Source organism: Terrabacter ginsenosidimutans, from assembly GCF_039539425.1.
In the GTDB taxonomy this organism is placed as follows: Bacteria; Actinomycetota; Actinomycetes; order Actinomycetales; family Dermatophilaceae; genus Terrabacter; species Terrabacter ginsenosidimutans.
Map to the genome: position 1 here is coordinate 794,214 of NZ_BAABDC010000001.1, position 12,625 is coordinate 806,838.

Genomic DNA, 12,625 nt, shown 5'->3' on the forward strand with positions numbered 1-12,625 from the left:
CGGCCAGGGCGCGTCAGCCCTCGCGGCGAAGTACGACCACGGTGTCGAGCGCGACACGGGCGCCCTCGTCGGTGTCGACCGGGCGCTCCCGGATGCCCGAGTGCTCCACGGTGACCGGCAGACCGTCGGCCCGGTCGAGCACCTCCTCGGGGTCGTAGAGCACGGCCCGCTCGCTCGGCCCGCCCCACCCCTCAGCGAGGTTGCGGCCGGCGTGCCCGATGACGACCACCCGGCCACCCGGCCGTACCGCCTCGACCGCGGCCCGCAGCGCCTGCCGCCACTGGTCAGCGGGCAGCTGGAGGTAGCAGAGCAGGGCGAGGTCGTAGGCCGCGGGCCCGCCGGGCGCGTCCTGCGTGGCGTCCGCGACGAGCCCGGTCAGCCGGCTGGAGTCGTCGCCGAGCCGGTCGACGGCGAGCGATCGCATGCGGTCGACGGCCACCGTCGAGTAGTCCACCGCGACGACGGTCCACCCCTGCTCGACCATCCAGATGGCGTTGCGTCCCTCGCCGGCCGCGAGGTCGATGGCGTGACCCGGCGTCAGCGGACCGATGATCTCGGCGACGAAGCGGTTCGGTTCGACCGACCACACGAGGTCGCGCGCGGCGTACCTCTCGTCCCAGGCGCTCGCGTCCACGGTGGCTCTCCTCGTGTCGGGGATGACGAACCGTCCGATGACGGCCCGAATCCCATTGTGTCGCGGCAGGTCTGGTGCGTCACGATCCTGTGGTCGCCGCTCCCGCCGCGCGTAGCGTGGAGGACGGAAAGGTTTGCATGATGAACGTCCTCATCGTCCACGAGTCCATGTTCGGCAACACCCGCCAGATCGCGTCGGCGATCGCCGACGGGATGCGCGACGCCACGACGCAGGGCGGCGACGTCCAGGTCGTCCACGTCGACGACGCGCCCACCACCATCGGCGACGACGTCGACCTGCTGCTCGTCGGGGGGCCCACCCACGGCTTCAGCATGACGCGACCGCAGACCCGCCAGGACGCGACGTCGAAGGGGGCCACGGCCGCCCGCGAAGGGGTCCGCGAGTGGATCGCCGAGGTGACGCCGCGGCACGGGCTCCCCGTCGTCACCTTCGACACGCGCGTGCACGTCAAGATGCTGCCCGGCTCCGCCGCGAGCGCCGCCGCCAAGGCGTTGCGGCACCGCGGCTTCGACCGCGCCGAGCGGGGCGAGACGTTCTGGGTCAAGGACGTGCAGGGCCCCGTCGTCGAGGGCGAGCTCGAGCGCGCCCGGGAGTGGGGCGTCGCACTGGCCGCCCGCGTCTCGCACGGCGTGTCCTGACGAGCCTCAGCCTCTCGACTCGGTCGACTCGGTCGACTCCGCCGACTCCAGCGACTCGAGCCACGGCTCGAGATGGCCGAGCACGTCCTCGGGCGACTCGAGCTGAGGCGTGTGTCCCATCCCGTCGAGGTAGGCGGTGCGCCACGTCGGGTTGAGCCGCGCCGCCCGCCGAGCGGCCGAGACCGGCACGAGCCGGTCGCTCGTCCCGTGGATGAGCAGGACCGGCACGCGCAGGTCGCGCATGATCCGGTCGTACTCACGGCGCCCGCGCAGCACGCGCAGCAGCGAGCGGGCCGCACCGAGGAACTCGGCCTCGGGGTCCGGGAGCGAGCGTCGCCATGCGGCGAGCTCGATGCCAGCCGCCACGACGTCCTCGTCGGCGCGTGACGGGTCGGCGAAGCAGAGGGCCACGGTGCCGAGCACGCGCTGACGGTCGCTGAAGCGGGTGTTGTAGTGGGTCAGCACCATCTCGCCGACCCGCGGCACGGCATACATCGCGAAGGTGGCCGCGACCTGCGGGTCGGGGCGCGCGCCCGGGTTCGGCAGGGCCGGGTCGACGAGCGCGAGACCGGCGACCTGCTCGGGGCGCCGGTCGGCGAGCAGCAGGCTCACCATGCCGCCCATCGAGTTGCCGACGAGGACAACCGGGCCGCCGAGGACCTCGTGGATGAAGCGGCTGAGCAGCGCCGCGTTGTGGTTGACGCTCGTGTCGCGACCCAACGCGGGGGTCAGGCCGAACCCGGGCAGGTCGAGCGCGACGACCCGACGATGCTCGGCGAGGGCCGGCGCGATGCCGACCCAGTTGAGGTGCGATCCCCCGAGCCCGTGGACGAGGACGATCGGCGGGGCCTGAGACGTCTCGGGGCCGCCGAAGTCGACCCAGTGGACGGGTCCGTCGAGGTCGACGGTGCGGCCGACCCCGCCCCACGGGGAGGCGAGATCGACGGGCTTGGTGGACGGGGGCGTCGTCATGACGGCAGGTTACCGCCGGGTCACCTGGGCACTCCAGTGGCGCCGTGCGGCGCCGTCCAGCAGCGGATGCGCTCACGTCGAGGCAGGGCCGTCACCGGCGACCGCTGCCGCTCGGGCGTGCAGGTGACGTGACTGCGTCGCGTTGTCGCTGAGGTCCGCGGCGCGCTCCCACGCTGCGGCGGACTCGGCTCGTCGCCCCAGCCGGTCGAGCAGCTCGGCTCGCACCACGTGGAACGGGGCATATGCCGCGAGGTCGAGGTCGTCGAGCAGGGCGAGCGCGACCTGCGGGCCGTCGAGCTCGGCCACGGCGACGGCGCGGTTGAGCCGGACGACATCGGTGGGCGTGAGCTGCAGCAGGTGGTCGTAGAGGGCGACGACCTGGGACCAGTCCGTGGCGGCGGCATCGGCCGCCTCGGTGTGCACCGCGTTGATCGCCGCCTGCAGCTGGTAGGGCCCGGGGGCATTGCGCCGCAAGCACTTCCGCACGAGCCCGTGCCCCTCTGCCACGAGGTCCGCATCCCATCGTGACCGGTCCTGGTCGGCAAGCAGCACGAGGTCACCGGCCTCGTCGGTGCGGGCAGGGCGGCGGGCCTCGGTCAGGAGCATCAGGGCGAGCAGCCCCAGCGCCTCCGGCTCGTCGGGCATCAGCTCGACGAGCTGCCGCGCGAGCCGGATCGCCTCGGCAGCGAGGTCCGGGCGGTCGAGGTCGGCACCGGCGGAGGCCGTGTGGCCCTCGGTGAACACGAGGTAGAGGACCGAGAGCACCGAGGAGAGCCGCGCCGGGAGGTCCTCGTCGCGCGGCACCCGGTAGGGGATGCCGGCCGTGCGGATCTTGCTCTTGGCGCGGACGATCCGCTGCGCCATCGTCGACTCGGGGACGAGGAACGCGTGGGCGATCTCCGCGGTGGTGAGACCGCCGAGCAACCGCAGGGTCAGGGCCACCTGCGCCTCGCGGGAGAGCGCCGGGTGGCAGCAGGTGAAGACCAGTCGCAGACGTTCGTCCTTCACGGGTCCCTCCTCGTCCGGACCGACCGCGGGGTCCGCGGCCTGCAGGGCCACCGCCTCGGCCTGCCGCGCCTCACGCGTGGACTCGCGCCGGAGACGGTCGATCGCCCGGCGACGCGCGGTGGTGATGATCCAGCCCGCCGGGCTGGGCGGCATACCGTCGCGGGGCCACCGCTCGACGGCCACGGTGAACGCGTCCTGCACGGCGTCCTCCGCGAGGTCGATGTCGCCGAGCGCCCGGATGAGCACGGACACCGCGCGCCCGTGCTCGGCCCGGAAGACGCGTGCGATGTCGGCGCCGGTGACCGTCATCGCTCAACCCTCGTGGCTCAACGGTCGGTCGGGACCTGGCCCGGGTCGTCCTGGTCGACGAAGGGCCGGACCTCGACCGGCAGGCCGGTGACCCCGGCGATCCGCTCGGCCCAGCCGAGCACGACGTCGTAGTCGTCGGACCGCACGATGGTGAAACCGCCGAGGTGCTCCTTGGCCTCGATGAACGGACCGTCGGTGAGCACCGCGTCGGCGACGGCGTCGCTCTTGCGGATCGTCGTCGCACTGGCCTGGTCGCCGAGCCCGCCGGCGAACACCCAGCTGCCGGCCGCGCGGATCTCGTCGTTGACGACCTCGAGGTCGGTCATGATGCGGCTGAGGTCCACCTCGGCGGGCGGCGGCCCGTCCGGCGAGAACAGGCTGATGAGGTAGGTCTTCATGGTGGTCTCCTCCTGCCGGCGGTCACCGGCTGGTCGGGGGCGCACCCTCCGCGCGCCCTTCACCGTCTACACGAACGCCCGGGCGCCGGATCGACACCTCCGGCGAGACTCCTTCGCCGTCAAGCACGTGGGCGCTGCTCGACGAGCCCGACGAGGTTGCCCTCGGAGTCCACGACGAAGGCCATCCACTCGTCCGTGCCGGCCGGCCCGAGGGTGTCGTCGTCGTGCCCGAAGATGACGTGCGGCTCACTGCGCACCTCGACGCCTGCGGCGCGCAGCCGCTCGACCGTGCCGTGGAGGTCGTCGACGCCGAGGTAGTGCAGCGCGCTGGGCGCCCCCTGGTCGAGGAGCAGCCGCACCCCGCCGAGGTCGAAGAAGACGAGGCCCGGCGGGTCGTAGGTCGCGAGCGGCTCCGCGCCGAGCAGGTCGCGGTAGAAGGCGGTGGCCCGGCCGAGGTCGTCGGCGTGCTGGGCGATCTGGACGAGTGCCATGCCCCGACGGTAGACCCGCCGGGGCAGTCTCGTCAGTCGTCGGGCGCGTCAGTCCTTGCTGCTGCTGAAGGCCGCGTCGAACGCCGCCTCCGGCTTGTCGAAGTTGAGGGCCCGGACGAACTCGAGCGCACCCGGGGCGCCGACGAGGCGGTCCATGCCGGCGTCCTCCCACTCGATGGAGATCGGGCCGTCGTAGCCGATGGCGTTGAGGGTGCGGAAGCAGTCCTCCCACGGCACGTCGCCGTGGCCGGTCGAGACGAAGTCCCAGCCGCGGCGCGGGTCGCCCCACGGGAGGTGGGAGCCGAGACGACCGTTGCGGCCGTTGCCGATCCGCTTGCGGGTGTCCTTGCAGTCGACGTGGTAGATCCGGTCCTTGAAGTCCCAGATGAAGGCCGCCGGATCGAGGTCCTGCCACACCATGTGGCTCGGGTCCCAGTTGAGGCCGAAAGCCTCGCGGTGCCCGATCGCCTCGAGTGTCGCGACCGTGCTCCAGTAGTCGTAGGCGATCTCGCTCGGGTGCACCTCGTGCGCGAACCGCACGCCGACCTCGTCGAAGACGTCGAGGATCGGGTTCCAGCGGCGCGCGAAGTCGGCGTAGCCCTCCTGGATGACGTCGTCGCCGACTGGCGGGAACATCGCGACGTACTTCCAGATCGCCGAGCCGGTGAAACCGATGACGGTGTCGACGCCGAGCTTCGCCGCTGCACGGGCCGTGTCGGCCATGCGCTCGGCGGCCCGCTGGCGCACGCCCTCGGGGTCGCCGTCGCCCCAGACGGCCGCGGGCAGGATGTCCTGGTGTCGCTGGTCGATGGGGTCGTCGCAGACGGCCTGGCCGACGAGGTGGTTGGAGACGGCCCACACCTTGAGGTCGTGCTTGGCGAGGATCTCGCGACGGGACTCGATGTAGCCGTCCTCGGCCAGTGCGCGGTCGACCTCGAAGTGGTCGCCCCAGCAGGCGATCTCGAGGCCGTCGTAGCCCCACTCCCCCGCGAGGCGGCACACCTCCTCGAAGGGCAGGTCGGCCCACTGTCCGGTGAAGAGGGTGATCGGTCGGGCCATCGTGGATCTCCTTGCTGCTGCTGTGAGTTGCTGCGGTGAGGGCTGGCTGGTCAGAGGGTGGTGGTCGCGGCGACGGCGACCCCCGCGGCCTCGAGCACGAGGTCGTGGACGTCTGCTGCCGCCACGGTCTCACGTCGCAGGCTCGCGTCGGAGGCAATGACGACGGGTCCGTCCGACGGGTCGGCAGGCAGCCGTCCGTGGCTGCCCCGCACCCACCGCGGGTCGAGGGGGACGACCTTCATGGCATACCGCAGCCCGAGCTTCTTGCGCACGAGACCGAGCCCGGCGCGCGCCTTGGCCGAACGGTCGGCGGGGTCGAAGAACAGCTCCGCCGGGTCGTAGCCGGGCTTACGGTGGATCTCGACGCCGCGGGCGAAGTCGGGGGCACGGTCGTCGTCGAGCCAGTAGTAGTAGGTGAACCACGCGCGCGGCTCGGCGACGAGGACGAGGTCGCCGGAGCGGTCGTGGTCGAGGCCGTATGCCGCCTGGCCGGCCCGGTCGAGCACCTGGTCGACGCCGGGGGTGGCCGCGAGGACCGCACGGACCTCGTCGAGGCGGGCGGGGTCGCGCACGTAGACGTGGGCGACCTGGTGGTCGGCGACCGCGAAGGCCTCGGAGGCCCACGGGTCGAGGTACTCCATCCCGGCCTGGGTGTGGACCTCGAGCAGACCGGCACGTCGCAGCACACGGTTGACGTCGACGGGCTGGTCGACGGCGGTGATGCCGTACTCGCTGACGACGAGGACGCTGACGCCGAGCCGTTCGGCGTCGTCGAGGAGCGGCGCCAGCGCGGCGTCGAGCTCGCGCGCGGCGGCGCGGGCCTCGGGCGACTCGGGCCCGAAGCGCTGCAGGTCGTAGTCGAGGTGGGGCACGTACGAGAGCGTCAGGTCGTGCTCGGGCAGCAGGATCCGGGTGGCCTCGATGATCCAGCGTGACGAGGCGATGGAGGCGGTCGGGCCCCAGTAGTGGAAGAGCGGGAAGTCGCCGAGACGGTCGACCAGCCTGTCGTGCAAGGCGGCCGGCCGCGTGTAGCAGTCGGGCGACTTGCGGCCGTCGGCGTGGTAGACCGGCCGCGGTGTGACGATCGAGTCGACGTCCATGCCCATGGCGTACCACCAGCAGACGTTGGCGACGCGGGCACCGGGGTGCGCGCGGCGCAGGGCGTCCCAGACCTTCTCGCCCTCGACGAGCGCGTTGTGCTGGCGCCAGAGGAAGACCTCGCCGAGGTCGCGGAAGTACCACCCGTTGCCCACGGCGCCGTGGTCGGCGACCGGTCGGCCGGTCAGCATCGTCGACTGCACCGAGCAGGTGACCGCTGGCAGCACGGTCTCGAGCGCGGACTGCCAGCCCGACCCGGCGAGGCGGGAGAGCCGCGGCATGTCGGCGAGGGCGCGCGGCGTCAGGCCGACGACGTCGAGGAGCAGGACCTTGCTGGGCTGGTTCATGCGGTCTCCTTGAGGCCGAGGTCGATGAGGGTGTCGCGCAGCCAGGCGAGCTCGCCGGCGATGCTGGCCGCGAGGGCGGCGTCGTCACGCGGGCGCACGGCCTCCGGGACGACCGTCCACGTGTAGGTCTCGACCTCGAGGTGGTCGGTCAGGGCGGTCTCGCCGCCGACGAGCACGCCGAGCGAGCGCCGCAGGTCGTCCGTCGTGGCGGCGAGCGGCGGCTCCGGGGCGTGGCCGAGGGGGACGTGGAAGTGCACCCGCCACGGCTGCTCGGTGCCGCCCGGGCACGGGTCGAGCGGGCGTATGCCGCCGAGGGCGTCCCCGAGGTCGTCGCGGGCGCGCAGCTGGCCGCCCTCGCCCTGCTGCCCCGGCGAGCGGGTCTGGTGCAGGAAGCGGTCCTCGTCGAACGCGGCCAGTGCGCTCCGGCTCGCCTGCTGGCCGGGGTGCTCGACGTGGAGCGCGGCAGAGACCTGCGCCTTGACGATGCGCCGACCGGCGCCGGTCAGCCGGGGGACGGCGACGGCCGCGTCCTCGAAGCCGACCGCGAGGTGGCACAGGTCGAGGCAGACGCCGAGCACCTCCTCGTCCCGGCCCTCCATCCGCTCGACGAGGTCGGTCGTCGTCTCGATGACGCAGCCGGGCTCCGGCTCGAGACCGACGCGGATCTCGCGGCCGGTGCGCTCGCGCAGCGCGCGGAGGTGGTCGGCGAGGCGGTCGAGCTGCTCGGCGGCGAGCGCCTGCCGGTCACCGAACCAGGGGTGCCGCCAACCGAGCGGGAGGGTCGAGATGCTCCCCCGGGCGGCGTCGTCGGGCAGCAGGCGGGAGAGCACCTCGGTGAGGTCGGTCGTGTAGGCCAGGCGCGACGGCTCCGTCCAGTCCGGGTGGTAGACGCGGTGCTTGACCACCTCGTCCTGGAAGCCGCGGTAGGGGAAGCCGTTGAGCGTGACGACCTCGAGCCCGCGCGCGTCGAGCGCGGCGCGGAGCCGGTCGGTCTGGCGCGGGTCGCCCGCGAGCTCACGCGCCACGGGGGCGCTCAGCCACAGGCCGAGCCCGAGCAGGTCGGCGCCGAGGTGCCGGCGCACAGGCAGCGCGAAGCGGTCGAGCTGCCCGATGATCGTGTCGAGGTCCTCACCCGGGTGCACATTGGTGCAGTAGGCGACGTGGACGGTCTGGCCGTCGGCATGGAGCAGGCGCACGGTTCACTCCCTCGCGCCACGGAGGACCGAGTTGCCCATGAACGTCGCGCCGGCGCCGACGAGCTCACCCTCCGGCGCCTCGGCCGGCTGCTCCGTCTCCGGCAGCTCGAGCCGTCCGCTCTGGCCGTAGAACTCGACGGGGTTGCGCCACAGCACGCGGTCGACGTCGTCGGCGGTGTAGCCAGCAGCGAGCATCGTCTCGGCCACACGGCGCGTCTTGAGCGGGTCGCTGTTGCCCCAGTCGGCGGCCGAGTTGACGATCATCCGGTCCAGGCCGTGCCGGCGGAGGATCTCGACCATGCGGTGCTCGTCCATCTTCGTGTCCGGGTAGACGGAGAAGCCCATCCAGCAACCGGACTCGGCGACGACGCCGACCGTCATCTCGTTGAGGTGGTCGACGAGGACGGCACCCGGCTCGAGGGCCGACTCGCGCACGACGTCGAGGGTGCGTCGGGTCCCGGCGAGCTTGTCGCGGTGCGGGGTGTGCACGAGCGCTGGCAGCTCGTGCTCGGCGGCGAGGGCGAGCTGGGCGGCGAAGACGTCGTCCTCCTCCGGGGTCATCGAGTCGTAGCCGAGCTCGCCGACCGCGACGACACGGTCCTTGGCGAGGTAGCGGGGCAGGACCTCGAGGACCTCGCGGCAGCGGGCGTCGTTGGCCTCCTTGGGGTTGAGACCGATCGTCGCGTGGTGCGCGATGCCGTACTGCGACGCCCGGAACGGCTCCCACCCGAGGAGCGCGTCGAAGTAGTCGCAGAAGGAGCCGACGCTCGTCCGGGGCTGGCCGAGCCAGAAGGAGGGCTCGACGACGGCGCGGACGCCGGCGGCGTGCATCCGCCGGTAGTCATCGGTCGTCCGGGAGGTCATGTGGATGTGGGGGTCGAAGATGCGCACGGCTGCTCCTCAGTCGGCTCGGTGGGGGCGGGTGGCGGGCTGGCGGCCTTCGGCGAGCCCCAGCACGGTGCGGGCGTCCGGCGGCACGACGCGACCGGCGGCCTCGCGCTCTGCGGCGTAGTCGCGGACCATCCGGGCGAGCTCGGCGTCCGCGCGCTCGGCGAGGCCGGCAACCTCCTCGACCGGCACGCCGGTGAAGAGCACCTTGAGGACGGCCTGGCGCCACGCGTCGTCGTCGAGGTGGGTGGCGGCATACGGCCCGAGGGCTGCAGCAACGAGACGGGTGTCGTTGGTGCGCAATGCGTCTCGCACGATCGGGAGCGCTCCGTCGCCGATGGCGTTCGTCCGGCCGGCGGCGTCGAGGGCGGGGAGCGCGAGCAGCACCGCACGTCGCTCGGCCGCGTCCCCGTGGTCGTAGAGGCGCCGCACGACGCCGACGACGTATGCCGTGTCGCCGGGGACCGCGAGCAGCAGCGCCTCGCGCGCGGCGTCACCGTCCAGACCCTCCCGAGCCGAGATGCGGGCGGCCGCCGGGAAGTGCCGCTCGATGGTTTCGGGGGCACTCGCCACCTGCGCGAGCGCGTCGGCGATGGTCACGGTGGTCGTCGGGCTCATCGGCCCACCTCCTGAGGTCGTCGCGAGTGGTTCCGTTCCTGCGCACGGCGTTCGGCGTCGCGCAGGAAGTCGAGGCTCGTCGCCGCGAGCGCCGGCGCGGCGTGGGTGTGGCGGGGCAGCTCGACGGCGACGAGGCCGTCGAACCCGACGTCGGCGAGGGCCGCGAGCACGGGCGGGAAGTCCACCTCGCCGTCGCCGAAGGGCAGGTGCTCGTGGACCCCGCGGCGCATGTCGTCGATCTGGACGTTGGCGACGAGGTCGCCGGCGCCGACCACGCAGGCCGCCGGGTCGGCGTCCTCGGTGCACCGCAGGTGGCCCACGTCGATCGTCAGCCGCAGGCGGACCGGGTCCCCGAGCCGTCGGCGCAGCTCGCGCACGTCCTCGATGCGCTCGACGAACATGCCGGGCTCCGGCTCGAGGGCGAGGTCGATGCCAAGGGCCTCCGCGAGGGGCAGCAGGGTCGTGACGCCGTCCTCGACCCGCGACCACCGCTCAGCGATAGGGACTCCGGCGGGTGCGATGCCGCTCCAGAACGACACCGCGGGCGATCCAACCTCGGCGGCGATGCGGATCGCCCTCTCCAGCAGGTCGATCCGACGCTCACGACCCGAGTCGGACACCAGCGTCGGCTCGTGCTTGCGCCGCGGGTCGAGCACGTAGCGGGCGCCCGTCTCGACGACGACCCCCAGATCGTGCCTCTGGAGCAGGGCGGCTACCCGGGCGGTGCGAGCAGCGAGGTCCGGTGCGAACGGGTCGAGGTGCATGTGATCGAGGGTCAGGGCGACCCCGTCGTAGCCGAGGTCGGCGAGAACGGCGAGCGCGTCCTCGATCCGGTGGTCGGTGAAGCCGTTGAGGCCGTAGCCGAAGCGCAGGCTCATGTCGCCGACACCTTCCACATGAGGGCCCCGCCCACCGGAGCGGAGGCGGCGAGTCCCAGGGCGGCCGCATGGTGGCCCGAGGCCGCGAGCGCCGCACTCTGCAGGGGCACGAGGCCACGGATGCCGGCACCGGTGGCGCGTCGCACCGTGCCGGCATCGGGGCTGCGCACGGCGGAGAGCTGGGCGCGGAGGACGCTCACGGCATACGTCCCCGTCAGGGCGACGGAGACCGCGGCGCCGAGCACTCCCCCGGCACGCCCGCGGCCGGCGGTGGGGACCGGGCGCAGCGCCGAGGCCGCGGCGACGAGCGCCGTCGCGGCGACGCAGGCGCGCGCGACCCCGGTCGAGCCACCGTGGACCTCGCCGCGGCTCAGGGCCGTGACCCCCGCGGTGTGCACGGCGACCATCGTGGCCGGCACGGCCGCCGCGCGAAGCCCCGAGAGGCCGCCCGCGCTGGCGCCGAGGAGCACGTCGAGGCCCCGCGTCGAGGCCATCGTCGCGACGCTGAGCGCACCCTGCTTCGGGGAGAGGTCGTAGGCCCAGACCGCGGCAGCGAGGACCGCGGCCGTCGCGGCGGACCGGCGGCCTCCCCCCACCGCTGCGGCGGCGACGCCCGCAGCGGTGAGGGTGCCGGCGACCGCGAGCGCCGTGCCGGCGGGCACCCGGCCCGACGGGATCGGACGCTCGGGGCGTTCCACGGCGTCGACCTGCCGGTCGGCCCAGTCGTTGAGGGCCATGCCGGCCCAGTAGAGGCACGTCGACGCGACCGGGAGAGCAGCCGTCCGGGCACCGGCCGGCCACCCCGCGCTCGCCGCCCCCGCGAGGGTGTCACCGGGCACGGTGAGGGCGGCCGGCGCCCGCACCAGCTCCGCGAGGTCGCGCAGGGACGTCACGCCGTCGCCCACTCCGCCAGGGCGCGGTGCTGCTCGAAGAGGCGGTGCTCGTCGGAGCGGACCGGGTCCTTGAAGAAGAAGCCGAGGGCCGGCACCGGGCCGACCTCCCCACGGCGCAGCGCCAGGTCGAGCAGGCGCGCGAGGTCGATGACGAGCGGCGCGGCGAGGCTCGAGTCGCAGCCCTGCCAGGTGAACTGCATCGACATCCGGGTGCCGAGGAAGCCGGAGAATGTGAGGTGGTCCCACGCCGTCTTCCAGTCGCCCAGGTCGGCGATGTTGTCGATGTGCACAGGCCCGTCGACGGGGTGGCCGAGCATCGCCTCGAGGCCGCGGGCCTTGCTGCGGGCCTTGCTCTCCATCGCCTCGGGGTCGGCGAGCGTCGCGCCGTCGCCGCCACCGAGCAGGTTGGTGCCGGCCCAGGACCGCACGCGCAGCGCGCGGGCCGCGAACATCGGGGCCAGCACCGACTTCACGAGGGTCTCGCCCGTCTTGCCGTCGCTGCCACCCCACGGCACGCCGTGGCGCTCGGCGAGCTGCTCGAGCGCCGGGAGCCGCGCCCCGGTGGACGGGGTGAAGTCGACGAAGGCCGCACCCGCGGTGAAGGCTGCAGCCGCATACACGGAGCTGGCCGGAAGCGGTGACTCCCCTGCGGCCCAGGCGTTCTCGAGTGCACCGAGGCTCGCGTGGGCGGCGGCGTCGACCACGACCGGCTCGGTGGAGCTGACGTTGACGACGACGACGCGTGAGAGCGACTCGGACAGGGCGAAGGCTCGGATGTCGCCGGCCAGCCGCTCGACGGCGTCGGCCTGGCGCTCCTCGCCGGCCCGGTAGCCGTGCCGGATGCGCTGGCACGTGCGGTCGAGCTCGTCCGAGACGAGCGTGAGGGCCGTGTGCGGGATGACGCCGGCGTCGGCCAGCTGGGCGGCGCGCTTGACGAGGGGGACCTCCGCGACGTCGTGCCCTCCCACGACGAGGTGACCGAGCGGCACGAGGCCGGCGCCCGCGAGGTCGGGCTGCTCGGTGACGAGCCCGTCGGGTCCGGCGCCGCCGGCGGTGATGAGGGCCAGGCCGGTCGCGACGGTCGTCGCGACGGAGCCGCGGGCCCCGACGAGCCAGAGGCCGGTTCGTTCGTCCGTCATGTTCTTCTCCTCGGGAGGTGGGGCGAGGGATGGTCTGT

Annotated in this window: 14 protein-coding genes; 1 reads left to right on the forward strand and 13 read right to left on the reverse strand. The window is 73.5% G+C overall.

The window, feature by feature from the left end; genetic code table 11:
- Positions 1–13 precede the first annotated feature (13 nt).
- Positions 14–634 carry a class I SAM-dependent methyltransferase gene (locus tag ABD831_RS03805; RefSeq protein ID WP_344941724.1) on the reverse strand — a complete coding sequence of 207 codons (621 nt, stop codon included), beginning with the start codon at positions 632–634 and terminating at the stop codon, positions 14–16.
- Between the two features lie 140 nt (positions 635–774).
- On the opposite strand from ABD831_RS03805, the gene ABD831_RS03810 reads away from it, so the two are divergent.
- Positions 775–1,293 (forward strand): flavodoxin family protein, encoded by a 519-nt coding sequence (locus ABD831_RS03810; RefSeq protein ID WP_344941727.1) that lies wholly within the window; start codon positions 775–777, stop codon positions 1,291–1,293.
- Between the two features lie 6 nt (positions 1,294–1,299).
- On the opposite strand, the gene ABD831_RS03815 is transcribed toward ABD831_RS03810, so the two are convergent.
- The 12 genes from ABD831_RS03815 to ABD831_RS03870 all read right to left on the reverse strand — a co-directional run bounded on the left by ABD831_RS03815 (position 1,300) and on the right by ABD831_RS03870 (position 12,587).
- Positions 1,300–2,265: an alpha/beta fold hydrolase gene (locus ABD831_RS03815; protein WP_344941730.1), complete on the reverse strand. Its 966-nt coding sequence runs from the start codon at positions 2,263–2,265 to the stop codon at positions 1,300–1,302.
- A gap of 72 nt (positions 2,266–2,337) precedes the next feature.
- Positions 2,338–3,582, reverse strand: a complete 1,245-nt coding sequence (locus tag ABD831_RS03820; RefSeq protein WP_344941733.1) for an RNA polymerase sigma factor — start codon at positions 3,580–3,582, stop codon at positions 2,338–2,340.
- A gap of 17 nt (positions 3,583–3,599) precedes the next feature.
- Positions 3,600–3,980 (reverse strand): YciI family protein, encoded by a 381-nt coding sequence (locus ABD831_RS03825; protein WP_344941737.1) that lies wholly within the window; start codon positions 3,978–3,980, stop codon positions 3,600–3,602.
- A 119-nt stretch (positions 3,981–4,099) separates the two neighbouring features.
- Entirely contained in the window at positions 4,100–4,471 is a 372-nt protein-coding gene (locus ABD831_RS03830; protein WP_344941740.1) for a VOC family protein, read from the reverse strand.
- Positions 4,472–4,519: 48 nt separating this feature from the next.
- The gene (locus ABD831_RS03835; RefSeq protein ID WP_344941743.1) at positions 4,520–5,530 is read right to left on the reverse strand and encodes a sugar phosphate isomerase/epimerase family protein; all 1,011 of its coding nucleotides are present in this window, start codon (positions 5,528–5,530) and stop codon (positions 4,520–4,522) included.
- A 50-nt stretch (positions 5,531–5,580) separates the two neighbouring features.
- On the reverse strand, positions 5,581–6,975 hold the full coding sequence (locus ABD831_RS03840; RefSeq protein ID WP_344941746.1) for an alkaline phosphatase family protein: 1,395 nt from the start codon (positions 6,973–6,975) through the stop codon (positions 5,581–5,583).
- Positions 6,972–8,171 (reverse strand): metabolite traffic protein EboE, encoded by a 1,200-nt coding sequence (gene eboE / locus ABD831_RS03845; RefSeq protein WP_344941749.1) that lies wholly within the window; start codon positions 8,169–8,171, stop codon positions 6,972–6,974. The genes ABD831_RS03840 and eboE overlap by 4 nt, the downstream gene beginning before the upstream one ends.
- A 3-nt stretch (positions 8,172–8,174) precedes the next feature.
- Positions 8,175–9,062 carry a TatD family hydrolase gene (locus ABD831_RS03850; protein WP_344941752.1) on the reverse strand — a complete coding sequence of 296 codons (888 nt, stop codon included), beginning with the start codon at positions 9,060–9,062 and terminating at the stop codon, positions 8,175–8,177.
- Positions 9,063–9,071: 9 nt separating this feature from the next.
- The gene (locus tag ABD831_RS03855) at positions 9,072–9,677 is read right to left on the reverse strand and encodes an EboA domain-containing protein (protein ID WP_344941755.1); all 606 of its coding nucleotides are present in this window, start codon (positions 9,675–9,677) and stop codon (positions 9,072–9,074) included.
- Positions 9,674–10,555 (reverse strand): sugar phosphate isomerase/epimerase family protein, encoded by an 882-nt coding sequence (locus ABD831_RS03860; RefSeq protein WP_344941758.1) that lies wholly within the window; start codon positions 10,553–10,555, stop codon positions 9,674–9,676. Before ABD831_RS03860 ends, ABD831_RS03855 begins: the two co-directional genes overlap by 4 nt.
- Positions 10,552–11,448, reverse strand: coding sequence for an SCO3242 family prenyltransferase (locus ABD831_RS03865; protein WP_344941761.1), 897 nt, complete (start codon positions 11,446–11,448; stop codon positions 10,552–10,554). The genes ABD831_RS03860 and ABD831_RS03865 overlap by 4 nt, the downstream gene beginning before the upstream one ends.
- The gene (locus tag ABD831_RS03870) at positions 11,445–12,587 is read right to left on the reverse strand and encodes an inositol-3-phosphate synthase (RefSeq protein ID WP_344941764.1); all 1,143 of its coding nucleotides are present in this window, start codon (positions 12,585–12,587) and stop codon (positions 11,445–11,447) included. The genes ABD831_RS03865 and ABD831_RS03870 overlap by 4 nt, the downstream gene beginning before the upstream one ends.
- Positions 12,588–12,625: the final 38 nt, after the last annotated feature.

What these genes read in the sequence shown, in the direction of transcription:
- ABD831_RS03815 (WP_344941730.1), bottom strand. Translation starts at nt 2,265, where the DNA reads ATGACGACGCCCCCGTCCACCAAGCCCGTCGATCTCGCCTCCCCGTGG.
- ABD831_RS03855 (WP_344941755.1), bottom strand. Translation starts at nt 9,677, where the DNA reads ATGAGCCCGACGACCACCGTGACCATCGCCGACGCGCTCGCGCAGGTG.
- ABD831_RS03810 (WP_344941727.1), top strand. Translation starts at nt 775, where the DNA reads ATGAACGTCCTCATCGTCCACGAGTCCATGTTCGGCAACACCCGCCAG.
- ABD831_RS03820 (WP_344941733.1), bottom strand. Translation starts at nt 3,582, where the DNA reads ATGACGGTCACCGGCGCCGACATCGCACGCGTCTTCCGGGCCGAGCAC.
- ABD831_RS03835 (WP_344941743.1), bottom strand. Translation starts at nt 5,530, where the DNA reads ATGGCCCGACCGATCACCCTCTTCACCGGACAGTGGGCCGACCTGCCC.
- ABD831_RS03825 (WP_344941737.1), bottom strand. Translation starts at nt 3,980, where the DNA reads ATGAAGACCTACCTCATCAGCCTGTTCTCGCCGGACGGGCCGCCGCCC.
- ABD831_RS03840 (WP_344941746.1), bottom strand. Translation starts at nt 6,975, where the DNA reads ATGAACCAGCCCAGCAAGGTCCTGCTCCTCGACGTCGTCGGCCTGACG.
- ABD831_RS03860 (WP_344941758.1), bottom strand. Translation starts at nt 10,555, where the DNA reads ATGAGCCTGCGCTTCGGCTACGGCCTCAACGGCTTCACCGACCACCGG.
- ABD831_RS03870 (WP_344941764.1), bottom strand. Translation starts at nt 12,587, where the DNA reads ATGACGGACGAACGAACCGGCCTCTGGCTCGTCGGGGCCCGCGGCTCC.
- ABD831_RS03830 (WP_344941740.1), bottom strand. Translation starts at nt 4,471, where the DNA reads ATGGCACTCGTCCAGATCGCCCAGCACGCCGACGACCTCGGCCGGGCC.